The sequence below is a fragment of the Roseicyclus sp. genome (assembly GCF_018402035.1).
Taxonomy (GTDB): domain Bacteria; phylum Pseudomonadota; class Alphaproteobacteria; order Rhodobacterales; family Rhodobacteraceae; genus Roseicyclus.
Genome location: NZ_JAGYJN010000006.1, coordinates 149,043 through 173,862, shown reverse-complemented (window position 1 = coordinate 173,862; position 24,820 = coordinate 149,043). Strand labels below are relative to the sequence as shown.

The following is a 24,820-nucleotide window of genomic DNA, read 5'->3' as shown; positions in this document are numbered from 1 at the left end:
CTCTCGTAGCGGGTTTCGGCTGTCAGTTACCCAATGGGCGCAGCAAGGGAAAGGGGGCAAGGCTCAGACGAGCGCGGCCAAAACGGCCTGCGCGGCACGGTCAAGGGCCGCATCGCCCAGATCCCCGGCATCGATCTGCGCGATGATGGCTGTGGGGTCACCGTGGCGAAGCCGCCCATAGGCCGGGTCGTAATGCAGCGCGATAAGCGAGGCGGCCAGCGCCTCGGCCTGTCCGGCCTCCAGCATCGTGAGCCAGTCATCGACCACCGCATGCCCAGCCAAGGCGCGCAGCCCGTTCAACCGCCGCGAGAGCCCCGCGCGGTCAGCCATGAGATCGGCATAAATCCTCGCCAAATAGCGCGAGCGCGCCATCGGTTCGGCCGCAAGCACAATCCGGGGCGCGTGCCGCATCGCCACCCATAAAGCAGGGGGAAGGCGCAAAGCGCCGATCCGGGCCGATTCCGCCTCGACCAGCAGGGGCCGCTGCGGATCGAAACCCGCAAAGGCCGCGACAAGCGCTGTCTCGAACCCTTTTTGCGCGGGCTGCGGCCCCACAACATCGCCAAGGATCGAGCCGCGATGGCAGGCCAAACCTTCCAGATCGAGAACCTGACCACCCAGTGCCGCGACACGCTGCAACACCTCGGTCTTTGCGGTGCCGGTGAACCCGTCGAGGCGGATCACCCGAAATGGCAGCGTTGCGTCATAAAGCTTAGACACCACATGCCGCCGCCATGTGCGATAGCCGCCGGAAAGCACCTCGGCCCGCCAGCCGATCTGTTGCAAGATCGCGGCGAAGGAGCCCGAGCGCTGACCGCCCCGCCAGCAATAGACCAAGGGCCGCCAGCCGCCGTCATGGCCCATGAGCTGGGTCTCGATATGGTGGGCGGCGTTGCGCGCGACCAAGGCCGCGCCGATCTTGCGCGCCTTGAAGGGGCTTTCTTGCTTGTAGATCGTCCCAACGATGGCGCGCTCCGCGTCCGACAACACCGGCATGGAGATGGCACCGGGGATATGATCCTCGGCATATTCTGCGGGACTCCGCACATCGATGATCGCGTCGAAGCCTGCGGCACGCAGTGCGTTCAAATCGGTTAAGGCAAAGCCCAATTGGTTTACACCGACCCGCCCGTCATCTTGCGAAAGCGCTTGATCAAGCTCGAGGTATCCCAGCGCCCGCCGCCCATCTGCTGCACCTCGGCGTAGAATTGATCGACAACAGCGGTAACGGGCAGCGCGACGCCCAATTCCTTGGCTTGGCCCAGCGCAATGCCCAGATCCTTGCGCATCCAGTCCACGGCGAAACCGTGGTTGAAATGGTTGTCCACCATCGTGCCTGCGCGATTGGCCAATTGCCACGATCCGCCCGCGCCTTGACTGACAAGATCGGCAACCTTCTTGGGGTCAAGCCCCGCTTGCATGGCGAAAAACAGCCCCTCGGACATCGCCTGCACAAGGCCCGCGATGCAGATTTGGTTGACCATCTTGGTCAACTGCCCCGCACCGACATCGCCGAAATGCACCGTGGCTTTGGAATAGGCCGCAACAATCGCCTCGGCGGCGGCAAAATGCGCCGCATCACCACCGCACATGATGGCAAGCTTGCCGTTTTCTGCCCCCGCCTGCCCGCCCGAGACAGGCGCATCGACATAGCCAACACCAAGGGCTGCGGCCTGCATGGCCAACTCGCGGGTCACGGTCGCCGAAACTGTTGTGTGATCGACAAAGATCGCGCCGGGTTTCATGCCCGCAAGCGCACCATCGGGGCCGGTGACAACGGCGCGCAGATCATCATCATTGCCAACACAGGCGAGGACGAAATCGCACCCCTCGGCCGCCGCGCGCGGGGTGGCGGCAAAGTCACCGCCATGCTGGGCGGCCCAAGCCTCGGCCTTGGCCGTGGTGCGGTTATAGACCGTGACGTCATGACCCGCGGCCTTGAGATGGCCCGCCATCGGATAGCCCATCACCCCAAGCCCAAGAAATGCCAGCTTTGCCATCGTCGTGTCCCTCAATTGCGTGATCTTGCACAGCGCGCGACCCTAACAGGCGCGGCCCCGGTGTCCAGATGCAGCACGCCAGTCCGCTCAGGTCGTGATCGCAGCCCGCAAGCGGCGCAGCTCGGCCAGCATGCTCATCGCCGCAAGGCCCGAGCTTTTGGGGTTATCGGGCAGCGGGTTGCCCTGCACCTGCAAGGTGAATTGACCAAAGGCACCTTGCGCCGCGACCTCGTGCAGATTGCCGGGTGCGGCCGGATCGGCGATGAGCACCACCTCGGTCAGATCAAAGCCGCGCCCCGCCAGCGCAACGGCGGCGGCGACATTGGCATTCTTGGGATAGGCAAGGGCGGCTTGCCGCGCGGTGCCGGTGAAATGGGTGGCGGGTGCGGTCAGTGCGTCGAGATCGAGCACATCCTCGGCGGCCGATCCGCGCCATGCGGCGGGGGGCTTGCGCCCGGTGTAGCGCACATGGCTCAGCCCGCCCGCCGCGCCCGCGCGCAACAGATCAAGCGCGCCGACCGAGCCGCTGGCCAGATGCAGGCGGCTATTGCCCGCCATCGCGGCGGCCTGCAGATCAGCGGCAAGCCCATCATCGGCCAAAGCACCAAGCGAGATAGTGACCACATCGATGCCAGCGGCAAGCGCTGCGACCCCATGCGCCTTGAGGCCGGGATGGCCCGCACAATCGACCAGATGGGTGATGCCGGGCGGCAGTTCGCCGATATGATCCACAGCGCGCAGGCCGGGCATGCCCTTGGCCGTGTCGCGCAAGATCACTGCCTCTGGCCCCGCACCCTCGCGCTGCAAAGCCGCGATGACCCATCTTCCGATAGCCCCCGCCCCGATCACTGCAATACGCATCATGGGCTCCTTGCCATTTCTACCGAAAGCCACAGTATCACCCTAGACCGGAAAGACGACAGGGAACCGCATGAACACGCTTGCGAAAAACACCATCGGCTTGGCGCTGCCCCGGCGCGAAGACCCTGCACTTTTGAAGGGTCAGGGCCGCTATACCGCCGATATCGCGCTTGATCGGCCCTTGCATCTGGCCTTTTTGCGCAGCCCCGTGGCCACCGGGCGGATCGCGGGCATCGACATCGCGCAAGCCTTGAGCGCACACGGCGTGGTGGCGGTGTTCACCGGTGCCGATCTCCCGCCTAACCCGTCACCCGATCTGGCCCCCGTGCTTGAGATCGACGCACCCTTGCCCTTTCCCATGCTGGCGCGTGACCGCATCGCTTGTGTGGGTGAGCCGCTCGTGGCCGTGTTGGCCGATAGCCCGGCCCAAGCGGCCGATGCTGTCGATCTGATCACGCTCGACATCACCGACAGCGACATGCCCGCCCCCCTGCGTGTGGCGCATCGCGCTTGGCATGTGGGCAATCCTGCCGCTGCCTTTGCCAGCGCCGCCCATGTCGTCGCGGTCGAAACACACCACCCCCGTGTCGCGCCATCGCCGATGGAACCGCGCGGCGTGGCGATCCGCTTTGATCCCGCGACCGAAGGGGTGACGATCTTTCAATCCACCCAGACCCCGCATCGCACCAAGAACGATGTCACCCGCATCTTGCAAATCGACCCTAACCTTGTGCGGGTCGTGGCCCCCGATGTCGGCGGCGGCTTTGGGATGAAGGGGTTCACCTATCCCGAAGAGGTTTTCGCCGTTTGGGCCGCGCTGCACCTCAAGCGTGATGTGCGCTGGATCGCCACCCGCTCGGAAGAATTCCTCTCCGCCGCCCATGGGCGTGGCCTCATCACGCGCGGGCGGTTGGCCCTTGATGCCGATGGGCGCTTTTTGGCGCTAGAGGCGCGGATCGAAGCGCCGCTTGGCGGCTGGGTCTCGGGCACGGGATTGATGCCCGCCTTTAACGCAGCGCGCGTTTTGCCATCGGGCTATACCATCCCCGCCCTCGATATCGCGACCGAGGCTTATGCGCACCCACTCCCGCCGGTGGGGATTTATCGCGGCGCGGGACGGCCCGAGGCCAATGTGATTATCGAGCGTCTGATCGACGCGGCCGCCGCCGAAACGGGGCGCGACCCCATCGCCCTGCGCAAGGCCAATCTTTTGCCTGCCTCAGCCATGCCGCATGACACGGCCACGGGCAACCGGCTGGACAGCGGCGATTACGCCGCCGCACTTGACGCTTTCGCCGCCGCCGCCGATCTCGATGGGCTGCGCGCGCGGCGCGACGCGATCCGGGCCAATGGCGGGATCGCGGGCTTGGGGATCGCCTTTTACGTCGATCCATCGGCAGCGGGCTGGGAATATGCGCGTGTCACGCTCCAACCAGACGGCACCGCCCATATCGCAACGGGCGCCACGCAACAGGGCCATGGCCGCCTGACCGCGTTTTCGCAGATCGCGAGCGACGCCTTGGGCATCCCGCCCGAGGCGATCACGCTGGAGGCAGGCGATACCGCCAGCGTCACCGAAGGGATCGGCGCAGTGGGCAGCCGGGCCACCGCCATCGGCGGCAGCGCGCTACTCGAGGCTTGCGCCAAGATCACGCAAGCATTGGCCGAGGGCGCGTCCCTGCCCATCACCGCCGAGAGCAAATACGAGGTTGCAGGCCAAGCTTGGGCCTTTGGTGCCTACGGCGTGCTGGTCGAGATCGACCCCGAGACAGGCGCGCCACGGCTATTGGCCGCCCATGGCCATGATGATGCAGGTGTGCTCGTGAACCCGCTTCAGGTCGAAGGGCAGATCAGGGGGGGTTTTGCCCAAGCCTTGGGCGAAACCATGCTCGAGGCGATTGCGCTGGATGAGGACGGGCAGCTTTTGACCGGCAGCTTCATGGATTACGCCATGCCGCGCGCCGATGATTTGCCGCCCTTGAGGCTGTCACATAGCGAAACGCCCAGCCCAATGAACCCGCTGGGCGCCAAGGGCGTGGGCGAGGCATCGACCACGGGCGCACCTGCCGCTTTCATGAATGCAATCAGTGATGCTTTCCGCCCCACGGGACGCACCCCACCGCAAATGCCGTTCAGTGCCGCGCGGATCTGGGAGGCGCTGAACGGCTGAGCCCATCAGCGCAGGTAAGCGCGCATCGCTTGATAGACCACTGCCGTTGCCGCATTGGCGAGGTTGAGCGAACGGATATGGGGCGAGCGCATCGGCAGGCGGAAACAGCGATCCTCCATCCCCGCGATGATCGTGGGCGGCAAGCCTTTGGTCTCGCGGCCAAAGACAAGATAGGCATCGGGCGGATAGGCAGGATCATAGACCGTGCCGCCGGTGCCGAATTCCTCGAACAAGAACAGTTGATCACGCCGGGGCTTTCGGGCCGCCAGAAAACCCGCCCAATCATCATATTCGCTCAAGCGCACATGCTGCCAGTAATCCAAACCCGCGCGGCGTACGGATTTATCTGTGATCTCAAAGCCATAGGGCCGGATCAAGATCAACTCAATATCGAGCGCCACACAGGTTCGCCCAATGGTGCCGGTATTGCCGGGGATCTCGGGGGCGACCAAAACGATCTTCATCTCGTCCCGCGCAAGCTCAGACATTGGGTTTGCCTTCCAACCCCAACAGGCGGCGCATCCCTGTCCAATAGGCAGGCAGGCGCGGGGGGCGGTCCAACTCGGCCAGCACCTCATCGCGCAGCGCACCCTTGAGATGGGTGGCGACAAAACCCTGCGCCCAAGCTAGTGTTGCTGGCCCATCGGCGGGGCGCAAGCGCACTGCCGAGCCGATTAGCCCAACGATCGTGCCCGCGGGCGAATACCATTCATCTTGAATGCCCCGGATACGCCCCGGCATGACGCGCCCCATCGCGCGCACCAGCCCGCTTTCGGAAAAGCGCAGCAAAAGCTTGCCCATCTGCGCATGGCTGTAGCCGATGAGCGGGGGAAAGGTGTCGAAAAAGATCGGCCCCTGCTCGTCGATGGCGAAATTGCGGATCGAGGGGTGATAACCGATCCGCTCGGGGCGGTCGGCGACACGCGCCCAGAAATCCGCGATGCTCACGGTGGCCGCGCCAAGGATATCTTGCATCTCGGACAGGCTTGCCGCCTCCAGCCTTGGGCGCATCAAGATGCGTTCATCCAAGGCTTCTTGCACGATGACGGGTTGCAGATATCCCGCCTCCTCCAAGATCAGGAATTTCGTTTCGGGCAGGCGCACACCGGCCCATTGCAGCATGTCCACATAGGCAGCGTGGCGGTCGCCAAGTTCTTGTAAAAGATCACGGTCGCGCCCACCGCGATAGGTCTTGATCACGCGGTCCGCCAAGGGGCCGCTTGCGGGCCGGAAGGGCAGGCAGAAATAGCCAAGCCGGCTGACAGGTTCGCCGCGCGCCGCAAGGGCCGCGCGCACATCTTGGGCGAGATCACTCATCTATGCTTGCCCACGGTCCAACCTGTCGCATCGGCCAGCCGCCCCTCGCCCTTGGACAGCGGCAAATCCTCAAGCGCCGAGCCCATCGAATCGTTCCAGCGGTTGAGATAGCCAAACAAGGCGACCACCCCCATGATCTCGACGATCTGGCCATCATCCCAATAGCTGCGCAGCCGCGCACCGATCTCGGGCGTCACGGCATTTGGCACAGCGGTCGCGGCTTGGGCAAAGGCAAGTGCTGCCTTCTCGGCATCGGTGAAATGCGCGCTTGCCGCAAAATCAAAGACATCGGCCAGCCGTTCCTCACTCGCGTTGAAGCGTTCCGAGGCAAGGATCATATGCGCCTGACAATAAAGGCACCCCGAGGCATAGCTTGAGACATAGCCGATCAGGCGCTTGAATTCGGGTGTCACGCCCGCGCCGTAGTCGGTCATCACCGCGACATTCAGATCGGTAAATGCCCGCGCGATGGGCGCACGATGGGCCATGGTGCGCACCGAGTTCGGGATCACGCCCAAAGGCCCTTTGAAGAACTGCACATGATCGCGCAGATCGGGGTCCATCGCGTCCTCGTCGCGGGGGGGAACCAAGGCCATGACATTTCTTCCTTCAACTGCGGGCGATGCGCATCTTATGCACAACGCCCCCTTCTATGCCCGATCCTTTCGCGCGCCGCTACCTTTGGCGGCGCTTGGCGGGGCGCATGTTTTGGCGTTACCCTGCACCCATGACCGAGCGCAAGACAGACCCGATCCGCCCCACCGATGACGAGGCCCGCAGCATGGCGCGGGGTTTGATCGCACAGGCGCGCTTTGCCGCCCTTGGCGTCATCGACCCCGCGACGGGCGCGCCGATGGTCACGCGCATCGCGCTGGTGCCGGGGCCGGATGGCGTGCCGCTGACGCTGATTTCCAGCCTCTCGGCCCATACCGGGGCCTTGGTCGCCAACCCGGCCTGTTCGCTCTTGATCGGGGAACCGGGGGCAAAGGGCGATCCGCTGACCCATCCGCGCCTGACACTACAAGCGCGCGCGGAAGTCGCAGACAAGGCAGCGCTCAAGGCCCATTACCTATCGCATTACCCCAAGGCCCAACTTTACTATGACTTTGGCGATTTCGGGCTGATGCGCTTTGCCCCGCTTGACGGTCTTTTGAATGGCGGGTTTGGCAAGGCGTACCGCCTCTCGCCCGGCGATCTGATCGGTTAGGCCCGCGCGCCTACCAATGCGTTGTGCCAACGGCACCCTTGATCTTGCCGGTCAAATTGGGCGTGACCCAGCCGCCGTAGAAATCGCCGGGCTGGGGCAGAACGCGGATATCACCGACAAAAGCGGCATCAACCGATGTGGCGTAAAAGGCGATGTGATCGCGGATCGGTTCAAAGCGCGCCGTGGGCGCGGGATAAAGCCAGCCTGCATTGCGCGACCGCCGCCCATTGAGCACCAGATCGACATAGGCGGCCCTGCCTTTCCATTCGCACCATGTCTCGCGCGATGCGGGCATAAGCGCCGCGCCAAGCACCGCGGCGGGTGGCAAGTAGTAGGTCGGCGCGTGATGGGTTTCGAGCACACGCCACGCGCTGCCCGCATCGGCATGGGCAATCTCGACCCCGGCAAAGATCACGCGCAGCGGTTGGGCGACGCGCTCCAACCTTGGTGGGCGGGGGTAGTCTTGCACATTCTCAACCGGCAGAACCGTCATGCTGCTGCCCTCCTGACCTGAGGTCGAGCTAGCCCGATGAGGCGCAAAAGAAAAGCCCGCCCCAAGATTGGGGCGGGCCACGCGATCAGCCCCTGCCTAGACGTCGAAACGCGCGGTGATTTGCGCTGTGCCGCGCACATCTTGCTGCCAGCGCAGGCGCAAGGTCTGCCCGCCCGCGCCCTGCCCCGGCTCGGCATAGGGCGACAGATAGACGATCACGTTCGAGATGCTGCGCAGCGGCCCCTCGGCCAGAAACGAGATGCCGCCCCGCACCTGAGAACCGAAGGGGGACACATTGCTCAGATCGACATTCCACACGCTGCTGGCGGTGCTTTGCACATAGCGCACGGTCACGGGGTTCTCTGTCCGCTTGACGATGCCGTGATAGGTATTGCCCGTAAACAGCAAGTCAGAGGTGCGGCTCAAATCAAGCGTGGCAAAGCTCGTGTCTACCCCTTCGACCGCGAAAAGCTGGGCGCCCGTGGTTTTCTTGAACAGGTTGTCGGTCACCGTCAGCCCGTTGATGAAGTGCCCCGAACCATAAGGCTTGATCAGGATAAAATTCATCCACGGCGCACTGCCTGTCGAGAAAAAGATATTTCCGTCGAGCGAAAGGCCATGAAAACTCAATCCCCCCGAGAATTGCGGCGATGGATCACGCTCATTACCCCATTCGATATAGCAATTATCGACGTAATTCCCCTCGAAGGTCGTCTTGATGTTGTGGTCGGCCAACACAAGCCCCGCAGTGCGCGGCCCGTCGGTCACGCCATCACCTTGGAAGAAATGATTGCCCGACAAGATATTGCCGGTGCCCGCGATTACCCCGAAATGCCGAAAGCGCACCGCGCGGTTGTCGCGCACCTTGATGTCCGAGACATTGGCGTTGAAGGCGATGGTCGTGCGCAAAGGCGCGTTGACGTCTTGCTCATTCGACAAGAATTGGCAGCGGTCGATCTGCAACCCCTGACACCCCTCACCGGCCGAGGTAATGCCCCGATCCTTGGGTCCGGTGAAAAAACAATCTTGGATCTGGAACGCCAACCCGTCACGGGGCAGGTTCAGACCCGAACAAATGCCCGCACAAAGAAACTCGATATCAGCCACGATGAACCGCTGGAGGTTCAGCCAACCAAAGAAATCGAGCAGGTATTTGAATCGCCGAAAGGTATAGGTCTGCGTGACAGGTGCCGCGCGCAGTGCGCCCGACAGCATCACGCGCCCAGCTGCCACATCCTTGCTTGTGACATAGATCTCGCGGCCCACACCTTGGCCCGCGCTGACCAATGCGCCCACCGGAATATCGGCCACATTGGACAGGCCCGAAATGCGGCGCGGATCAGAGGCCGTCCATGTGCCGCTGCGGGTATGCACCTCATCATCCCAATTGGGCGAGTTTTGCGCCGCAAGCTGGCCATTTCGTAGCACCCGGCGATTGGCATAGGTATTGCGGTTGCCAACAATCGCCTGCACATCCAGCGGCCCATCCAGCAACACCCGCCGCCCACATAGATCGAAACTCTCATGGTCGGATTGGTTGAACAATTGCTGGATGCCCTTCTGTAGGCCCAGCACATCGTCGCCCATTGCCTCGGAGTAACCTTTTAAATCGAAATTCTGGTTCAACGCCAAGCGTGCGCCAGCGGGCATGACCAAGCGCCCCTCAAAGCGGATCGGCGCGTTGATGGTCAGGCTAGAGCCGATGACATAATCGCCCGCAGGAACCATCACCTCGCGGCCTGCGGCGGCAGCATCAGCGGCAACAAAAGCCGCGCGATCATCGGTGACACCGTCACCCCGCGCGCCGAAATCGCGCACATCGACCCAATCCATCATCTTGCGGAAAAAGATCGATGTCACATCCTCGATCGTGATATTTTCGATCCGCACCTGCCCGCCATTGGACCCGGTCAGATCAAGCCCCATATGCCCGAACGCCGCTTGCGGCCCCCAAGTCATGTCGACACCGCCGCGCGCACCCGTGCCGATGATGGCGGAAACCGTGACCACCGCACCATAGGCACCAAGCGTGGTGCTCGGCCCCACTTGGGTGACGCTTGCAAGGTTTTGATTGCCCCCATCCCCCGCCCATGCCGCGATGCGGACACTGGGGAAATTGCCCGAAAGCACCTTAACGCGCGCAGAAACCCGCAGATACAGCCCCGGCAGGATCGGGGTCTGGCCCATATAGCGCAACCGCGTCGTGGCCTCGGTCTTCACGATCTCTAGGCAACTGCCGAAATCCGCATCGGCGGCCACAAGCGCCGCATTGGGCGCGGTGGCCCATGTATCGCTGCCCGGCCGCCCATCTTGGCGCGACCAGACGCCCAACCCGTTTGCGAAAGCGGGAGGCATCAAGACCAACCCGTCGGTAATCACCTGGTTCATATTCTACCCCTTTTCCGCGCCCGCTCACCGTTGGGCGCGCGCATGTCCAAGGACCGAAAGGGGCAACCGCAGCGCCCGTAAACGGCCCGCTCGGTTGTGAAGCGATGTCAGTGAGACAGCCCAGCACATCGGGCCGGGTTGCAGGCGGTTCTAAAGCGGAATGATTAAGCGCTGGTAAAGATCACGCCGCGACCTGTGGCGGCGGCAAGATCTGCACCCCGTTGATCTTCCATCCACCCTCGGTCTGGATCATCTGGTAGCCAAGGTAATGCGCATTGCCCGCCTGATCGATCACTTGCACGCGCTGCACCAAGATGCCGCCGAAACTCTGCAAATCGATGAAATCCACTTGGGCAGGTGCCCAAACCATCGGATAGCCCTGTTCGACCATGCGCCCGAAAGTCTCGGCATCGCGAAAGATCCGCTGGATATTGGGGCTGGCGAATTCCCACGCCCGGCCCACATCTTCGGCAAGGAAGGCATCGAACTGACCCGCGATCGCGGCCTCGATCTCAGGCTGAGGCTCCAACACCTCTTGGGCATGGACCATCACAGCGAAACAGGCAGCGAAAATTCCAGCAAGAACGGCGCGCAGCATCCCGGCATCCCCTTTTGAACAAGGCCATGCCGGGATGGTAGCGCAGACGCGCGCGATTTCACGCGCCCAGATCGCCTTTCAGCCCGCGCGCAATCAGGGCGCGGGTCTCATCAATGCCGTAAAGCGCGATAAAGCCCCCGAAACGCGGCCCTTGGCTGGCACCCAGCAAAACCTCGTAGAGCGCCGAGAACCAATCGCGTAGCGGTTCGAACCCGTGCAACTTGCCCACTGCAAAGACGAGGGATTGCAAGAAATCGTCGCTTTGCCAATCGATGGCCACATCGCCGGCCTCGACCCCCTCCAATGCGGCTTTGCGCGCCAGAACATCGCGCGCGCGCGCCGCGTCGCCCAAACAGGCTGACAACTCTTCCATCGCCGCCGCTTCGCGCGCATCGGGCAGGCGGAAGACACGCGTCGGTTTGACGAAATCGTTGAAATAGCGGATCGCAAAACCAGCCGCCTGATCCAGATCGGGGTTCCCCTCGGGCGAGGCATCAGGCGCATAGCGGTTGATAAAGCCCCAAAGCTTGTCCTTATCCTCGGCCGCCGACACGCTGACGAGGTTCAGCAGCATCGCGAATGGCACCACCATCGTACTGGCGGGCACTTCGCCGCCATGGATGTGCCAGACCGGGTTGGCCAATTGCTGCTCGGGCGTCTGATCGGGATAGGCGCGCAATTGCTGGTGATATTCATCCACCGCCTTGGGGATGACATCGAAGTAAAGCCGCTTGGCCGTCTTGGGCTTGAGATACATGAAGTAGCTCAAGCTTTCGGTCGAGGCATAGCTCAACCATTCATCGATCGAGATGCCATTACCAGACGATTTGGAGATCTTCTGCCCGGTCTCGTCCAAGAATAGCTCATAGGTGAAATGATGCGGCGCGGGCATGCCCAAGATCTCGCAGATCGCGTCATAGATCGGCGTATTGGTCGAGTGGTCCTTACCATACATCTCGAAATCGACGCCCAAGGCCGCCCAGCGCGCGCCAAAATCGGGCTTCCACTGCAATTTGCACTGACCGCCCGTAACGGGCAGCGTCCATTCGCGGCCCGTTTCATCGTCAAAGGTGACGGTGCCCGCTTGCGCATCGACATGCTTGATCGGCACGTAAAGCACCCGGCCCGTTTCGGGATGGATCGGCAAAAAGATGGAATAGGTTTGCTGCCGCTCATCGCGCAGCGACGCCAGCATCACCTTCATCAGCGCGTCATAACGTTCAGCCGCGCGCAGCAGGATTTCGTCGAACTGGCCGGATGCGTAATAGTCGGTCGCCGAATAGAACTCGTAATCAAACCCAAAGGTATCGAGGAACCGGCGCAACATTGCGTTGTTATGGTGGCCAAAGCTTTCGAACTCCCCAAAGGGATCAGGCACGCGCGTCAGCGGCTTTTGCAGATGTTCGCGCAGCATGTCTTGGTTTGGAACGTTCCCGGGAACTTTGCGCATCCCGTCCATGTCATCCGAGAAACAGATCAGCCGCGTCGGAATATCCGAGATCATCTGGAATGCGCGGCGGATCATGGTCGTGCGCAGCACCTCGCCAAAGGTGCCGATATGGGGCAAGCCGGATGGGCCATAGCCCGTCTCGAACAGCACATAGCCCTTTTCGGGTGGGGCTTTCTCGTAACGTTTGAGCACCGCCCGCGCCTCTTCAAAGGGCCAAGCCTTGGAGGTCATCGCGGCATCGCGGAGCGTGGTCATCTGTTTCGGTCCCGAATTGACAGCGGGCCCCATCGCCCGCGCGCCCATGCCCCTATTGTGCAGACGCGGCAACGTCAATAAATTCCCAAAGACGAAAGGAGAGCCACATGGCCGAACTTAGCCCCGAAGATGCCCTTGTCGCGCTGATGGTGGCGGTGTCCGTCTCGGATGCGGCGATCCGCACCGCAGAGCTGTTGAATATCGAGCAGATCGTGAACCACCTGCCGGTTTTCGCCAATTACGACACCGACCGCATGCGCAGCGTGGCCAATATCGTCTTCGAACTCTTCGAAGAGGAAGACGGGCTTGACGCATTCTTTGGCCTCGTGACCGATGCTTTGCCCGAAAAGCTGTTTGAAACCGCCTATGCGATCTGTTGCGATGTCGCGGTGGCAGACGGGGCTTTGGCGCAAAGTGAGCTACGCTTTCTCGAGGAATTGCGCCATGAGTTGGACATCGACCGCCTACATGCAGCCGCGATCGAACGCGGCGCACGCGCGCGGCATATGACGCTGTGAGATGGGCATAGACCGCCCCGTTGCCCGCCTGCGGCAAAGCTGACAGTCTAGGCGCATCATGTCCGCCGATGTCACGTTACCGATTTGGCTTTTTGTTCTGATCCTGCTGTTTGCGGGGGTAACATTCGCGTCGCATTTCCTATTCCCATCGGTGCGCTGGTTCCTGCGCCGCAGGCTGGAGCGCGCGGTCGAGCAACTCAATACCCGCCTCAAGACGCCGATCCAGCCCTTCAAGCTTGCCTCGCGCACCGACACGATCCGCCGCCTGATCTATGACCCCGAGGTGGCACAAGCCATCGCCGACCATGCGCGCAGCAACAAAATCCGCGAAGACGTCGCCTTTCAAAAGGCTGAACGCTATGCCCGCGAGATCGTGCCGGGCTTTTCGGCCTTTACCTATTTCGGTTTCGCCATTCGCGCGGCGCGGATACTCAGCCAATCGCTTTACCGGGTGCGGCTGGTCCACGCCAATGATCGCGCGCTCGAGGATATTCCGGCGGCCTCGACCGTGATCTTTGTGATGAACCACCGCTCCAATATGGATTACGTGCTGGTCACATGGCTTGCCGCCGAACGCTCGGCCTTGGCCTATGCGGTGGGTGAATGGGCGCGGGTCTGGCCGTTGCGCCAGCTTGTCCGCGCGATGGGCGGCTATTTCATCCGCCGCCGCCACAACAATGCACTCTACCGCAAGGTGCTGGCCCGCTATGTCCAGATGGCGACCGAGGCCGGCGTGACACAGGCCGTTTTCCCCGAAGGCGGCCTTAGCCGCACAGGCGCGATGGGGCGGCCCAAACTGGGGCTGTTTTCTTACATCATCGAGGGGTTTCACCCCGGTCAATCGCGCGATGTCGTCTTTGTGCCCGTCGCGATCAACTATGATCGCGTGATGGAAGATCGTAACCTGATCGAGGCGCAAGATAGCGGCACGCGGGCCTTTCGCTTCACACTTTGGCCGATTTGGCGCTACCTGCGCCGCCAGATTTGGTACCGGATAACGGGCCGCTTTCACCGCTATGGCTATGCGGCGGTGAGCTTTGGCGACCCACTCAGCCTGACGGATTTCATGCAAGAGGGACATCAAGACCCCGCCCGTGACCTTGGCCAAGCGCTCATGGCGCGCATTGCGCGGGTGATGCCCGTGACACCAGTGCCATTGGTCGCCCATGCGCTAAGCTGTGGGGTGCGCAGTGTCGTGGCGCTAGAGGCCGTGCTGCGCCGCCAGATCGCCAAGGCCGAAGCATGCGATATCGTGCTCCATATCCCGCGCGGCGATATCTCTTACGCGATGGAGGTGGGTCTGCGCGCGCTCATCGAAGCCGGTCATGTGACACGCATTGGCGACCGCTTGGCTGTTTCGGCGGCAGGATCGGAATTTCTCGCTTTCTATGCGGCCTCGATTGCACATCTTATTGGCGATCAAGCCGAAAACTCACACACGCTAGACGAGAAAATTCATTTCTTTGCGACATAATATTTCACAGATTTAAATTTCTGGTTTGCTTTGTTGCGTGACGATCTGTATCCCTCGCAGCAGCAGCATGATTGATTCCGCACTGCGGCATCCGCAAAGGATCGGAGATATGACGATGGCCCTCGACGCGACCCCAGCGATCGCCAGCTATGACGCACCCAAGAAAGACCTTTATGAAATGGGCGAAATCCCGCCCTTGGGCCATGTCCCCGCGCAGATGTATGGTTGGATCTTGCGCCAAGAACGCCATGGTGAGCCGGTCGATGCGCTGAAGGTCGAAGTGGTCGATACCCCCAAGCTCGACAGCAACGATGTGCTGGTTCTCGTGATGGCGGCGGGTGTGAATTACAATGGCGTCTGGGCCTGCTTGGGCAAACCTGCCTCCGTCTTCCGCCAGCACAAGGCGCCTTATGCCATCATCGGCTCGGATGCGGCGGGCATCGTCTGGGCGGTGGGTGATCGCGTCACCCGCTGGAAAGTCGGCGACGAGGTCGTGATCCACTGCAATCAAGATGATGGCGACGATGAGGAATGCAACGGCGGCGACCCAATGCTTTCGCCCAGCCAGCGCATCTGGGGCTATGAGACCGCCGATGGCAGCTTTGCCCAATTCACCCGCGTGCAATCCCAACAACTCATGCCGCGCCCCAAGCATCTGACATGGGAACAATCGGCCTGTTACACGCTGACGCTCGCCACCGCTTACCGGATGCTCTTTGGCCATGAACCCCATGACCTCAAACCCGGCCAGAATGTGCTGGTCTGGGGCGCGTCAGGCGGGCTTGGCTCTTTCGCGATCCAGCTGATCAACACCGCAGGCGCCAATGCGATCGGCGTGATCTCGGATGAGGATAAGCGCCAATTCGTGATGGATCTGGGCGCCAAGGGCGTGATCAACCGGCGCGACTTCAACTGCTGGGGCCGCCTGCCCGAGGTCGGCAGCGATGAATACACCGATTGGTTCAACGAGGTGCGCCGCTTTGGCAAGGCGATCTGGGACATCACCGGCAAAGGCGTCAACGTCGATATGGTGTTCGAGCACCCCGGCGAGGCGACATTCCCCGTCTCCACCTTCGTGGTCAAGCGCGGCGGCATGGTCGTGATCTGCGCCGGCACATCGGGCTATAACTGCACCTTTGACGTCCGCCATATGTGGAGCCACCAAAAGCGCCTGCAAGGCAGCCATTTCGCCCATCTCAAACAGGCGGCAGCGGCCAACAAGCTGATGCTCGACCGCCGCCTTGACCCCTGCATGTCCGAGGTTTTCCCATGGGACGACCTGCCACTGGCGCATATGAAAATGATGCGCAACGAGCATAAGCCGGGCAATATGGCCGTGCTGGTGCAAGCACCGCGCACCGGTCTGCGCACCTTGGAAGATGTGCTGGAAGCAGGGCCAAAGCGGGTCTGACGGGGCCGCCTAGCCCTTGGCGGCCATACGGATCGCGGCGATATTCGCGCCGTAAACCTCGGGATGGTCGACCGATCCGCCCTTGAACACGGCCGATCCCGCAACCAGCACATCCGCCCCCGCCTGAGCGACCAACGGGGCGGTGCGCGGATCAACACCGCCATCGATCTCGATATGAATGGGCCGATCACCGATCATGGCGCGCAGGGCGGCGATCTTGCCCGTCATGTCGATGAATTTCTGCCCACCAAAGCCGGGGTTGACGGTCATGACACAGACCAGATCGGCCAGATCCAACAGATGCGCCACGGCTTCCGCCGGGGTGCCGGGGTTCAGTGCCACGCCCGCCTTCATCCCCGCGCCACGGATCGCCTGAAGCGTGCGATGGATATGCGGCCCGGCCTCGACATGGGCGGTCAGCACATCGGCCCCCGCATCGGCATAGGCATCGATATAGGGATCGACAGGCGCGATCATCAAATGCACATCCATCACGGTTTTCACATGGGGGCGGAACGCTTTCACCGCCATCGGCCCAAAGGTCAGGTTCGGCACGAAATGCCCATCCATCACATCGACATGGACCCAATCGGCGCCTTGATCCTCAATGGCCCTGATCTCGGCCCCGAAATTAGCGAAATCGGCAGATAGGATCGAGGGGGCGATCTTGATGGCGCGGTCGAATGTCATGTGCTTTCCCTTTGCGGTCTTGGCCGTCCTGTTAGCGGCTTCACCGCCCCCTGTCACGGCCCCAAACCGCCGCCGGGTCACGCTTGCCAAGCCACGGGCCGCGTGACAGGCTTTCACCATCATGACCAAAGCATCGCCCAGCACCCCAATGTCCCAGACCGCCGTTGCGCCAAGCGTGAAAGATCACCTGCCGCAGCTTCATCGCCCCCGAAATCCGGGCATGGCACTCGACCTCGATTGGGTGGCGCGGGTGCAGGCCAATACCTCGGCCATCGAACGCCGCGCGGCCACCCTGCCCGGTCGGCGCACGGTCAAGAAAGACTACCAAGCCGCATGGCTGGCCCGCGCGATCACGCTGATTGATCTGACAACCCTTGCGGGCGACGACACGCCGGGCCGCGTTCGCCGCCTTTGCGCCAAGGCGCGCCAACCTCTGCGCGCGGATCTGCGCGCGGCACTCGACCTGCCACAGATCACCGTTGGGGCCGTTTGCGTCTATCATGAGATGGTGGAAACCGCTGTCGCTGCACTTGCAGGATCAGGCATCCCCGTTGCCGCCGTGTCCACCGGGTTTCCAGCGGGGTTGTCGCCTTTTGCGCTGCGGGTGAAAGAGATCGAGCAAAGCGTGAAGGCGGGGGCCGCAGAAATCGACATCGTCATCTCGCGCCGCCATGTCCTGACCGGAAATTGGCAAGCGCTTTATGACGAAATGCGCGAATTTCGCGCGGCCTGTGGGCCGGCGCATGTCAAGGCGATCTTGGCCACGGGCGAGCTTGGCACACTCAGGAATGTCGCGCGCGCCTCGCTCGTGTGCATGATGGCGGGGGCCGATTTCATCAAGACCAGCACGGGCAAGGAAAGCGTCAACGCCACGCTGCCTGTCAGCCTGACGATGATCCGCGCGATCCGCGCCTATGAGCAAGCGACAGGGATTAAGATCGGCTACAAACCCGCGGGCGGCATTTCCAAGGCCAAGGATGCGCTGGTCTACCTGTCCTTGATGAAAGAGGAACTGGGCGACGACTGGCTGCGCGCCGATCTGTTCCGCTTTGGCGCATCAAGTCTTTTGGGCGATATCGAACGGCAACTCGAACACCATGTCACCGGCGCCTATTCGGCAAGCTGGCGGCATCCGATGGCATGAGCAGTGGGCGCGTTTGCCTGCAGGAAAACGAAGCGAAAAACCCGGGTTTTTCGCGTGGGAAAACTGCAGTTTTCCCACGACGCCTCAGATGAGGGGATAAGCAGATGACCACAGCCAAGATTTTCGAGACCATGGACTACGGCCCCGCCCCCGAAAGCGCCACCGAGGCGCGAGAATGGATCGCCTCACGCGGCCCTGCCTTTGGCCATTTCATCGACGGGCGCTTTACCCCAGCAGGCAAAACCTTTGCCACGCGCAACCCGGCCACGAGTGCAGAGCTTGCCCAAATCACCCAAGGCACAGCCGAGGACGTAGAGGCCGCCGTCGCGGCCGCAACAAAAGCCTTCCCAAAATGGGCCAAGCTGTCGTGCCATGCGCGGGCCAAATACCTCTATGCGCTGGCGCGTCTGTTGCAAAAACATGCGCGCCTTTTCGCCGTCTTGGAAACCCTCGATAATGGGAAGCCGATCCGCGAAAGCCGCGATGTCGATCTGCCCTTGGCCCAGCGCCATTTCTACTATCACGCAGGGTTGGCACAGCTGCGCGACGCCGAAGCGCCGGGCCATCAGCCCATCGGCGTTTGCGGTCAGATCATCCCATGGAACTTTCCGCTTTTGATGCTGGCATGGAAAATCGCGCCTGCCCTTGCCGCTGGCAACACGGTGGTGCTGAAACCTGCCGAATACACCTCGCTCACGGCGCTCCTTTTCGGCCAGATCTGTCAGGAGGCGGGCCTTCCCAAAGGTGTGGTCAACATTGTCACCGGCGATGGGCGCACGGGCGAGGCGATCGTCACCCATCCGGGCATCGCAAAGATCGCCTTCACCGGCTCGACCGAAGTGGGCCGCCGCATCCGCAAGGCGACCGCAGGCATGGGCAAGGCGCTGACGCTCGAGTTGGGTGGCAAATCCCCCTATATCGTTTTCGACGACGCCGATATTGACAGCGCCATCGAAGGGCTGGTCGATGCGATCTGGTTCAACCAAGGCCAAGTCTGCTGCGCGGGATCGCGGCTTTTGGTGCAAGAGGGGATCGCGGACGATTTCCACAACCGCCTCAAGGCGCGCATGGCAAAGCTACGCGTGGGCGACCCGCTGGATAAATGCATCGACATGGGCGCGCTGGTCGATCCTGTGCAACATCAAGCCATAACCGCGATGCTGGCCGCCAATACCGAAGGTGAGGTCCATACCGCCCCGGTCGTCATGCCGGAGGGTGGCTGTTTCTTTCCGCCCACGCTGATCACCGGCCTCTCGCCCGCCGCGCCCTTGATGCAGGAAGAGATTTTCGGCCCTGTTCTCGTCTCAACCACCTTTCGGACGCCGACCGAAGCGGTCGAGATCGCCAACAACACCCGCTACGGCTTGGCGGCCAGTGTGTGGACCGAGAACCTCAACCTCGCGCTCGACATCGCGCCGAAACTGGCGGCTGGTGTGGTCTGGGTGAATGCCACCAATCTTTTTGACGCCAGCGCGCCCTTTGGCGGGGTACGCGAAAGCGGCTTTGGCCACGAAGGCGGGTGGGAGGGGCTTTCAGCCTATCTTGTGCCCAGAGCCAAGCATATTCCGATCAAACCGATTGCACCCATTGCTGCCCCAAAATCGGTCGAGGCCCCAGGACTTGACCGCACGGCCAAGCTTTATATCGGCGGCAAACAGGCACGGCCCGATGGCGGCTATTCTGCCCCTGTCTGGTCCAAGCGCGGCAAGCTGCTTGGGCATATGGGCATCGGCAACCGCAAGGATATCCGCAACGCGGTGGAAGCTGCGCGGGGGGCAAGTGGCTGGGCCAAGGCCAGCGCGCATAACCGCGCGCAGGTGCTTTATTATATCGCCGAGAATCTTTCCGCGCGGGCGGGTGAATTTGGCCAGCGCTTGCGCGATCTGACGGGATGCAGCAAGGCGCAGGCCGAGGCGGAGGTGAGCACCAGCATCGCACGGCTTTTCAGCTATGGCGCATGGGCTGACAAGATGGATGGGCATGTGGCGCAGGCGCCGATCCGTGGCGTGGCGCTCGCGATGCGCGAGCCCGTTGGCGTGATCGGGGCGCTCGCCCCCGATGCGGCGCCGCTTCTCGGGACGCTGTCCCTCGTCGCGCCTGCGATCGCCATGGGCAACCGCGTGGTCGTGGTTCCCTCGCGCGCCTACCCGCTGGCCGCGACCGATCTTTACCAAGTGCTCGACACATCCGATCTTCCGGGCGGCGTGGTCAATATCGTAACAGGCGACGCGAAAGAACTGGGCCAAACGCTGGCCGCACATGCCGATGTGGACGCGCTTTGGTCTTTTGCCGGTGCCATCGATAGGGCCGCACTCGAGGCTGCATCGGCGGGCAATCTCAAACGCACATGGATCAATGCCCATGCCCCCGATTGGATAGGCGGCGATGGTGAAGGGCGGCGTTTTCTCGATCAGGCGACCGAGGTCAAAACGATCTGGGTTCCCTATGGCGAATAGGCCCAGTGATTGGGCCTTTGGCTGGCTTGGGGTGCCTCCGGCGGGGATATTTTTGAAACGAAGAAGCGATGATCAGCCCCGCCCGGCGGTCTTGTCTTTCAGTTTGGCCCATTGCACGGCGAGGCGGTCGCGCAGCGGGTCGATCACGCGATCCTCGAACCGCTCCCAGATCCGCCATGCCATGAAACAGATAACCAGCAGAACAAACAAGATCATGGCGTTAAGCCAAGGCACAAAACGCGCATCCGGCCCTTCGACGGGGCGAATGCCCACCGCATTGGGATAGGTCGTCAAAAGCCGCGAGCGCCAGCCATAATGGGTGATTGCCACCCATTGCGGTGTCGCGGCGGTCGAGGTCAGGTTCGCGGCCTCGGCATGGAGATCAGCGCTGTCGAGTTTGAAATAGGGCGGCCAGCCAAATCCCGTATCCTCGTTGCGATAGACCATCACCGCGCCCGAAGCGGCAACCGCATTGATCAGCCGCAAATCGCGGCTCTCGGTCTGGGCATTGCCGCTATCGCCTTGGGCATAGAAGATACGGTTCAGGCCCGAGAAATCCTGCCGAATGATCTCGGTTCCGGTGATGCGCACGATATCGCGCTGCGGCAGGGTATAGTGCAGCAAGGCCCCGATGATCAGGAACACAATCAAGAAAAAGACGATACGGGGCCAGCGCATGGGCGCACCTCAATTCGCAAGGGTGATATACAAGCTCAAACCTGCAACTGGCAGCAGGTAAACGAAAAACACGAGCCAAGCACGGATGCGCCGTGTGATCGGCGCGATGCGCTCATCGATCCAAACATCGCGATCACCGGGTCGCCCGGCCATCACCCATTCCTCTTCCAGCCGCATCTTGGCACCGGCGCGCCAATAGAAGAACAGCGAGACATAGACCACCGTCAGTAGCGCCAGCATCAACAATAGCATACGTCCAAGCCCGATGATCATCTTTCGCCTCTGTGTCGCGTCCCGATATCCCCGATATAGGTGATCTTTGCACAAAATGGCAGGGCTTGCAGCCTGTGCCGCATCGGCGCAGTTTGGTCGTCATGGAACATGATGATCGATTGCTGGATGCTATTGCCGCGCGCCAAGATGATTTGGTCGCGCTGACGCAGGCCTTGATCCGTATCCCGACCCTGAACCCGCCGGGTCGCAATTACCTTGAGATTTGCGAGATGCTGGCCGCGCGGCTTTCGGCCAAGGGTTTCGCGGTGGAATTGATCCGCGCCCATGGTGCCCCCGCCGATAGCGAGGCTTACCCGCGTTGGAACATGGTCGCGCGGCGCGAAGGCGGGCGTCCGGGCGATTGCGTGCATTTCAATTCGCACCATGATGTGGTCGAGCCCGGCCATGGCTGGACGGTGGACCCCTTCGGCGGAGAATTGCGCGAGGGTCGCGTTTATGGCCGGGGGGCCTGTGATATGAAAGGCGGGCTTGCCGCCAGCGTGATCGCGGCCGAGGCTTTCATCGACACCCACCCCGAATTCACCGGCGCAATCGAGATCAGCGCCACGGCGGATGAGGAATCGGGCGGCTATGGCGGTGTCGCCTATCTGGCCGAGCGCGGCTATTTCAGCCCCGCGCGCGTGCAGCATGTCATCATCCCCGAACCTTTGAACAAGGATCGCATCTGTCTTGGGCATCGCGGCGTGTGGTGGGCCGAGATCGAAACGCATGGCCGGATCGCCCATGGCTCTATGCCGTTTCTGGGCGATTGCGCGGTGCGCCACATGGGGGCCGTTCTGGCCGAGATGGAGGAAACGCTCTTTCCGCTTCTGGCCAGCAAGCGGACCGAAATGCCCGTGGTGCCCGAAGGTGCGCGGTCCTCGACGCTGAATATCAATGCCATTCATGGCGGTGCCGTGGAGCAGGACGCCGATTACACCGGCCTGCCCGCGCCTTGCGTGCCGGATCGCTGCCGCATCACCATCGACCGGCGCTTCTTGATCGAAGAAGACCCCGCCGAGGTAAAGGCCGAGATCACCGCATTGATGGAGAGGGTGCGCGCCCGCCGCCCTGGCTTTACCTACGAGATCCGCGAATTGTTCGAGGTTCAGCCAACCATGACCGCGCGCGACGCGCCCATTGTCACCAGCGTGGCCGCTGCCATCGAGCGGGTCTTGGCACGACAGGCCGATTATGTGGTGTCACCCGGCACTTATGACCAGAAGCATATCGACCGGATCGGGCGGCTGAAGAACTGCATCGCTTATGGGCCGGGGATCCTTGATCTTGCGCATCAGCCCGATGAATGGGTGGGCGTTCAAGACATGATCGACAGCGCCAAGGTGATGGCGCTGACCTTGGGTGAGCTGCTGATCGCCCCTGCGCCTTAGGTCGTTTCGTGGAACCCCAAGTGCCGCAAAGCTGTTGCAGCCATGTCGCGCGCGGCCTCGTCACCCTCGATCAATGTGCGATTGAGCGTTTTCACCACACGGCTGAGCGTACGTGTCGATGTATGCTGACGGATAAAGTCTGGCATTGCTTCGGGGCTGATCGACAAGATCTCTTGGATGGTCAAATTAGGCATTCCGCCCCCTAGATTCTGTCCCATGCCAAGCACCTCTAATCCGATTCGCCGCCCGAGGCCCATAGAATTTCGGGCTGGCCGACAGATGCCCCTTTCACCACGCATGATCGCAAAAGATGCGTAAAAATGAACGAAAGAGCGCCCCGTAGCCTGCAGCGCCCTTTATGCATCGGGCAAACCGCGTCGCAATTGATGTCATATGCAAGGCGACCAGTTGAATGACGAGGACTTTGCGACAACCGGCGAGGTGTTGAGAGGCGTCCTTTCACCAAGAAGTTTTTATGAGATTTTTCCCGCACACTGTTTCATGATGCATCAGGGACATCTTGTGGGAGACAATGACCATGATCCATCACCTTCGCCGTGGCGTAGCGATCTGTGCGCTCACCGCCGGGGCCGCATTCGCGCAACAGGCCGATATTTCCATCGGCATGGTGCTGGAGCCGCCGAACCTTGACCCGACCGCAGGAGCCGCCGCCGCCATCGACGAGGTGGTCTATGCCAATATCTTCGAGGGTCTGACGCGGTTTGGCCCCGATGGATCAGTCATTCCCGGCCTTGCCGCTTCATGGGAAATCTCGCCAGATGGCACGGTCTATACTTTTGCCCTGCGTCCCAGCGTGAGCTTTCACGACGGCACGACGCTGACCGCCCATGATGTGGTCTTTACGCTCGACCGCGCCCGCGCCGTCGGATCGACCAATGCCCAGCCCGCGCTTTTTGCAAATATCCTCAGCGCCGAGGCGGTGGATGATCTCACCGTGCGTGTCACGCTTGATGGGCCAGATGGGGCGTTCTTGTTCGACATGGCATGGGGGGATGCGGTGATCGTGGCCCCCGAAAGCGCCGAGAGCAACGCCACCAACCCCATCGGCACCGGCCCCTTCCGCTTTGCCAACCGGGTTGAGGGCGACCGGATCGAGCTTGTGCGCAACGACGCCTATTGGGGCGAGGCCGTGGCGCTAGAAGCCGCGACTTTCCGCTTCATCTCGGACCCGAACGCCGCCTTTGCCGCGCTGATGGCGGGCGATGTCGATGCTTTCCCGAATTTCCCCGCACCCGAGACGCTGTCTCAATTTGCAGCAGACCCGCGATTCTCCGTGATCGTTGGCTCGACCGAGGGGGAAACCATCCTCGCGATGAACAATGGCCAAGCGCCGCTTGACGATATCCGTATCCGCCAAGCCATCGCACATGCGATCAACCGCCAAGATATCATCGACGGGGCGATGTTCGGCTATGGTACGCCCATCGGCACGCATTTTGCGCCACACAACCCCAATTATGTCGATCTGACGGGTCTTTCGCCTCATGATCCTGACGCCGCGCGCGCGCTCTTGGCCGAGGCAGCACCAGATGGGTTGACCCTGCGCCTTGCGCTCCCGCCGCCCGCTTATGCGCGCCGGGGCGGCGAGATCATCGCCGCCCAACTGCGCGCGGTGGGGATTGAGACCGAGATCACCAATCTCGAATGGGCGCAGTGGCTGGAACAGGTCTTTCGCGGGCGCGATTTCGACCTGACCATCGTCAGCCATACCGAGCCGATGGATATCGGCATCTACGCCCGGCCCGATTACTACTTCCAATATGCGCGGCCCGAATTCGTCGCGCTGAACGAGACACTGGCCACCACCTCAGAACCCGCCGCGCGCGCCGCGCTCATGGTGCAGATGCAAGAGATGATCGCGGGCGATTACGTCAACGGCTATCTGTTCCAGTTGGCCAAGACCGGCGTCGCCAATGCCAAGATCGAAGGGCTGTGGGAAAACTCGCCCACACAAGCCAATGACCTGACCGGCGTGCGCTGGATAGAGTAAAGCCAATCAAGCGTCGCCCCAAACCCTTGGGGCGG

At 62.0% G+C, this 24,820-nt stretch carries 23 protein-coding genes; 9 read left to right on the top strand and 14 right to left on the bottom strand.

What is annotated here, in order from left to right; genetic code table 11:
* Positions 1–63: 63 nt before the first annotated feature.
* The 3 genes from mnmH to KG698_RS11500 all read right to left on the bottom strand — a co-directional run bounded on the left by mnmH (position 64) and on the right by KG698_RS11500 (position 2,861).
* A complete protein-coding gene (gene mnmH / locus KG698_RS11510; RefSeq protein WP_300983691.1) occupies positions 64–1,089 on the bottom strand; it encodes a tRNA 2-selenouridine(34) synthase MnmH in 1,026 nt (341 codons plus the stop codon).
* 26 nt (positions 1,090–1,115) lie between these two features.
* Positions 1,116–2,000, bottom strand: a complete 885-nt coding sequence (locus KG698_RS11505; RefSeq protein ID WP_213685709.1) for an NAD(P)-dependent oxidoreductase — start codon at positions 1,998–2,000, stop codon at positions 1,116–1,118.
* Between the two features lie 87 nt (positions 2,001–2,087).
* Positions 2,088–2,861 carry an aspartate dehydrogenase gene (locus tag KG698_RS11500; protein WP_213685745.1) on the bottom strand — a complete coding sequence of 258 codons (774 nt, stop codon included), beginning with the start codon at positions 2,859–2,861 and terminating at the stop codon, positions 2,088–2,090.
* A gap of 70 nt (positions 2,862–2,931) precedes the next feature.
* Between KG698_RS11500 and KG698_RS11495 the strand changes: the two genes are divergently transcribed.
* On the top strand, positions 2,932–5,031 hold the full coding sequence (locus KG698_RS11495) for a xanthine dehydrogenase family protein molybdopterin-binding subunit (protein WP_213685708.1): 2,100 nt from the start codon (positions 2,932–2,934) through the stop codon (positions 5,029–5,031).
* A 5-nt stretch (positions 5,032–5,036) separates the two neighbouring features.
* Here KG698_RS11495 and KG698_RS11490 read toward each other — a convergent pair whose 3' ends face one another.
* The 3 genes from KG698_RS11490 to KG698_RS11480 are packed head-to-tail and all read right to left on the bottom strand — an operon-like array spanning position 5,037 to position 6,944.
* Positions 5,037–5,519 (bottom strand): tRNA (cytidine(34)-2'-O)-methyltransferase, encoded by a 483-nt coding sequence (locus tag KG698_RS11490; protein ID WP_300983688.1) that lies wholly within the window; start codon positions 5,517–5,519, stop codon positions 5,037–5,039.
* Complete coding sequence (locus tag KG698_RS11485) at positions 5,512–6,348, bottom strand: DUF6206 family protein (protein ID WP_213685707.1); 837 nt, start codon at positions 6,346–6,348, stop codon at positions 5,512–5,514. Before KG698_RS11485 ends, KG698_RS11490 begins: the two co-directional genes overlap by 8 nt.
* On the bottom strand, positions 6,345–6,944 hold the full coding sequence (locus tag KG698_RS11480; RefSeq protein WP_213685706.1) for a carboxymuconolactone decarboxylase family protein: 600 nt from the start codon (positions 6,942–6,944) through the stop codon (positions 6,345–6,347). The genes KG698_RS11485 and KG698_RS11480 overlap by 4 nt, the downstream gene beginning before the upstream one ends.
* 131 nt (positions 6,945–7,075) lie before the next feature.
* Between KG698_RS11480 and KG698_RS11475 the strand changes: the two genes are divergently transcribed.
* On the top strand, positions 7,076–7,555 hold the full coding sequence (locus KG698_RS11475) for a HugZ family protein (RefSeq protein WP_213685743.1): 480 nt from the start codon (positions 7,076–7,078) through the stop codon (positions 7,553–7,555).
* A 10-nt stretch (positions 7,556–7,565) separates the two neighbouring features.
* On the opposite strand, the gene KG698_RS11470 is transcribed toward KG698_RS11475, so the two are convergent.
* The 4 genes from KG698_RS11470 to KG698_RS11455 all read right to left on the bottom strand — a co-directional run bounded on the left by KG698_RS11470 (position 7,566) and on the right by KG698_RS11455 (position 12,739).
* Positions 7,566–8,048, bottom strand: a complete 483-nt coding sequence (locus KG698_RS11470) for a DUF427 domain-containing protein (RefSeq protein ID WP_213685705.1) — start codon at positions 8,046–8,048, stop codon at positions 7,566–7,568.
* 96 nt (positions 8,049–8,144) lie between these two features.
* Positions 8,145–10,436, bottom strand: a complete 2,292-nt coding sequence (locus tag KG698_RS11465; protein WP_213685704.1) for a glycosyl hydrolase family 28-related protein — start codon at positions 10,434–10,436, stop codon at positions 8,145–8,147.
* Between the two features lie 181 nt (positions 10,437–10,617).
* Complete coding sequence (locus KG698_RS11460) at positions 10,618–11,034, bottom strand: DUF4864 domain-containing protein (protein ID WP_213685703.1); 417 nt, start codon at positions 11,032–11,034, stop codon at positions 10,618–10,620.
* 58 nt (positions 11,035–11,092) lie between these two features.
* Entirely contained in the window at positions 11,093–12,739 is a 1,647-nt protein-coding gene (locus KG698_RS11455) for a lysine--tRNA ligase (RefSeq protein WP_213685702.1), read from the bottom strand.
* Positions 12,740–12,846: 107 nt separating this feature from the next.
* Between KG698_RS11455 and KG698_RS11450 the strand changes: the two genes are divergently transcribed.
* The 3 genes from KG698_RS11450 to ccrA all read left to right on the top strand — a co-directional run bounded on the left by KG698_RS11450 (position 12,847) and on the right by ccrA (position 16,142).
* Entirely contained in the window at positions 12,847–13,257 is a 411-nt protein-coding gene (locus KG698_RS11450) for a tellurite resistance TerB family protein (protein ID WP_213685701.1), read from the top strand.
* Positions 13,258–13,315: 58 nt separating this feature from the next.
* Positions 13,316–14,731 (top strand): 1-acyl-sn-glycerol-3-phosphate acyltransferase, encoded by a 1,416-nt coding sequence (locus tag KG698_RS11445; protein ID WP_213685700.1) that lies wholly within the window; start codon positions 13,316–13,318, stop codon positions 14,729–14,731.
* Between the two features lie 115 nt (positions 14,732–14,846).
* Positions 14,847–16,142, top strand: a complete 1,296-nt coding sequence (gene ccrA / locus KG698_RS11440; RefSeq protein WP_213685742.1) for a crotonyl-CoA carboxylase/reductase — start codon at positions 14,847–14,849, stop codon at positions 16,140–16,142.
* 9 nt (positions 16,143–16,151) lie between these two features.
* Here ccrA and rpe read toward each other — a convergent pair whose 3' ends face one another.
* Complete coding sequence (gene rpe, locus KG698_RS11435; protein WP_213685699.1) at positions 16,152–16,832, bottom strand: ribulose-phosphate 3-epimerase; 681 nt, start codon at positions 16,830–16,832, stop codon at positions 16,152–16,154.
* A 148-nt stretch (positions 16,833–16,980) separates the two neighbouring features.
* Between rpe and deoC the strand changes: the two genes are divergently transcribed.
* Both deoC and KG698_RS11425 read left to right on the top strand, forming a co-directional pair.
* Positions 16,981–17,976, top strand: a complete 996-nt coding sequence (deoC, locus tag KG698_RS11430; protein WP_300983724.1) for a deoxyribose-phosphate aldolase — start codon at positions 16,981–16,983, stop codon at positions 17,974–17,976.
* A 104-nt stretch (positions 17,977–18,080) separates the two neighbouring features.
* Positions 18,081–20,432: an aldehyde dehydrogenase family protein gene (locus tag KG698_RS11425; protein ID WP_213685697.1), complete on the top strand. Its 2,352-nt coding sequence runs from the start codon at positions 18,081–18,083 to the stop codon at positions 20,430–20,432.
* Between the two features lie 72 nt (positions 20,433–20,504).
* Here KG698_RS11425 and KG698_RS11420 read toward each other — a convergent pair whose 3' ends face one another.
* A complete protein-coding gene (locus tag KG698_RS11420) occupies positions 20,505–21,110 on the bottom strand; it encodes a DUF1523 family protein (protein ID WP_213685696.1) in 606 nt (201 codons plus the stop codon).
* Positions 21,111–21,119: 9 nt separating this feature from the next.
* Complete coding sequence (locus tag KG698_RS11415; protein WP_213685695.1) at positions 21,120–21,383, bottom strand: hypothetical protein; 264 nt, start codon at positions 21,381–21,383, stop codon at positions 21,120–21,122.
* 101 nt (positions 21,384–21,484) lie between these two features.
* Between KG698_RS11415 and KG698_RS11410 the strand changes: the two genes are divergently transcribed.
* Positions 21,485–22,774 carry an acetylornithine deacetylase/succinyl-diaminopimelate desuccinylase family protein gene (locus KG698_RS11410; protein WP_213685694.1) on the top strand — a complete coding sequence of 430 codons (1,290 nt, stop codon included), beginning with the start codon at positions 21,485–21,487 and terminating at the stop codon, positions 22,772–22,774.
* Here KG698_RS11410 and KG698_RS11405 read toward each other — a convergent pair.
* The gene (locus KG698_RS11405) at positions 22,771–22,968 is read right to left on the bottom strand and encodes a hypothetical protein (protein ID WP_213685693.1); all 198 of its coding nucleotides are present in this window, start codon (positions 22,966–22,968) and stop codon (positions 22,771–22,773) included. The two genes, KG698_RS11410 and KG698_RS11405, sit on opposite strands and share 4 nt — an antisense overlap.
* Before the next feature lie 344 nt (positions 22,969–23,312).
* On the opposite strand from KG698_RS11405, the gene KG698_RS11400 reads away from it, so the two are divergent.
* Positions 23,313–24,785 carry an ABC transporter substrate-binding protein gene (locus KG698_RS11400; RefSeq protein WP_213685692.1) on the top strand — a complete coding sequence of 491 codons (1,473 nt, stop codon included), beginning with the start codon at positions 23,313–23,315 and terminating at the stop codon, positions 24,783–24,785.
* Positions 24,786–24,820 lie beyond the last annotated feature (35 nt).

What these genes read in the sequence shown, in the direction of transcription:
- KG698_RS11460 (WP_213685703.1), bottom strand. Translation starts at nt 11,034, where the DNA reads ATGCTGCGCGCCGTTCTTGCTGGAATTTTCGCTGCCTGTTTCGCTGTG.
- KG698_RS11455 (WP_213685702.1), bottom strand. Translation starts at nt 12,739, where the DNA reads ATGACCACGCTCCGCGATGCCGCGATGACCTCCAAGGCTTGGCCCTTT.
- KG698_RS11420 (WP_213685696.1), bottom strand. Translation starts at nt 21,110, where the DNA reads ATGCGCTGGCCCCGTATCGTCTTTTTCTTGATTGTGTTCCTGATCATC.
- KG698_RS11405 (WP_213685693.1), bottom strand. Translation starts at nt 22,968, where the DNA reads ATGCCTAATTTGACCATCCAAGAGATCTTGTCGATCAGCCCCGAAGCA.
- KG698_RS11485 (WP_213685707.1), bottom strand. Translation starts at nt 6,348, where the DNA reads ATGAGTGATCTCGCCCAAGATGTGCGCGCGGCCCTTGCGGCGCGCGGC.
- KG698_RS11495 (WP_213685708.1), top strand. Translation starts at nt 2,932, where the DNA reads ATGAACACGCTTGCGAAAAACACCATCGGCTTGGCGCTGCCCCGGCGC.
- rpe (WP_213685699.1), bottom strand. Translation starts at nt 16,832, where the DNA reads ATGACATTCGACCGCGCCATCAAGATCGCCCCCTCGATCCTATCTGCC.
- KG698_RS11415 (WP_213685695.1), bottom strand. Translation starts at nt 21,383, where the DNA reads ATGATCATCGGGCTTGGACGTATGCTATTGTTGATGCTGGCGCTACTG.
- KG698_RS11465 (WP_213685704.1), bottom strand. Translation starts at nt 10,436, where the DNA reads ATGAACCAGGTGATTACCGACGGGTTGGTCTTGATGCCTCCCGCTTTC.
- KG698_RS11425 (WP_213685697.1), top strand. Translation starts at nt 18,081, where the DNA reads ATGACCACAGCCAAGATTTTCGAGACCATGGACTACGGCCCCGCCCCC.
- KG698_RS11480 (WP_213685706.1), bottom strand. Translation starts at nt 6,944, where the DNA reads ATGGCCTTGGTTCCCCCCCGCGACGAGGACGCGATGGACCCCGATCTG.
- KG698_RS11505 (WP_213685709.1), bottom strand. Translation starts at nt 2,000, where the DNA reads ATGGCAAAGCTGGCATTTCTTGGGCTTGGGGTGATGGGCTATCCGATG.
- KG698_RS11500 (WP_213685745.1), bottom strand. Translation starts at nt 2,861, where the DNA reads ATGCGTATTGCAGTGATCGGGGCGGGGGCTATCGGAAGATGGGTCATC.
- KG698_RS11410 (WP_213685694.1), top strand. Translation starts at nt 21,485, where the DNA reads ATGGAACATGATGATCGATTGCTGGATGCTATTGCCGCGCGCCAAGAT.
- KG698_RS11400 (WP_213685692.1), top strand. Translation starts at nt 23,313, where the DNA reads ATGATCCATCACCTTCGCCGTGGCGTAGCGATCTGTGCGCTCACCGCC.
- KG698_RS11445 (WP_213685700.1), top strand. Translation starts at nt 13,316, where the DNA reads ATGTCCGCCGATGTCACGTTACCGATTTGGCTTTTTGTTCTGATCCTG.
- KG698_RS11475 (WP_213685743.1), top strand. Translation starts at nt 7,076, where the DNA reads ATGACCGAGCGCAAGACAGACCCGATCCGCCCCACCGATGACGAGGCC.
- KG698_RS11470 (WP_213685705.1), bottom strand. Translation starts at nt 8,048, where the DNA reads ATGACGGTTCTGCCGGTTGAGAATGTGCAAGACTACCCCCGCCCACCA.
- ccrA (WP_213685742.1), top strand. Translation starts at nt 14,847, where the DNA reads ATGGCCCTCGACGCGACCCCAGCGATCGCCAGCTATGACGCACCCAAG.
- KG698_RS11450 (WP_213685701.1), top strand. Translation starts at nt 12,847, where the DNA reads ATGGCCGAACTTAGCCCCGAAGATGCCCTTGTCGCGCTGATGGTGGCG.
- KG698_RS11490 (WP_300983688.1), bottom strand. Translation starts at nt 5,519, where the DNA reads ATGTCTGAGCTTGCGCGGGACGAGATGAAGATCGTTTTGGTCGCCCCC.
- deoC (WP_300983724.1), top strand. Translation starts at nt 16,981, where the DNA reads ATGTCCCAGACCGCCGTTGCGCCAAGCGTGAAAGATCACCTGCCGCAG.